Source organism: Burkholderia sp. JPY481 (assembly GCF_038900515.1).
Classification (GTDB): Bacteria; Pseudomonadota; Gammaproteobacteria; order Burkholderiales; family Burkholderiaceae; genus Paraburkholderia; species Paraburkholderia youngii.
The window spans coordinates 1-255 of sequence record NZ_JAYMRT010000222.1 but is presented as its reverse complement, the minus strand read 5'-3'; the positions used below and the strand labels follow the sequence as shown (position 1 = coordinate 255).

The window sequence follows — 255 nt, the reverse complement described above, 5'->3', positions numbered from 1 at the left end:
CGGTTTGCGCGGGCATCTGCGTCACGGACGCGCTCCCGGCGACACCGTGCTCGACACCGGGCCGCTTGCCGGCTCGACGACGGCCGGTTGCGGCATGGTTTGCGGCATCGTCTGCGGCACGGGTTGGGTCGTGGTCTGCGCGCCAGCTTGCGGCACGGCCTGCGGCGGTACCTGTTGAGGAACCTGTTGCGGTGCCTGCTGCGGCATCATCTGCTGGCGGCGCATCTGGTTCAGGTCGAACAGGTTCATCGCCGG

1 protein-coding gene is annotated in these 255 nt (G+C 69.4%); it reads right to left on the bottom strand.

Annotated elements, in window-relative coordinates; all coding sequences use genetic code 11:
- Positions 1 to 21 precede the first annotated feature (21 nt).
- Positions 22 to 255: hypothetical protein (locus VSR82_RS40445; RefSeq protein WP_498858969.1), on the bottom strand; the 234-nt coding region annotated here is incomplete at its 5' end.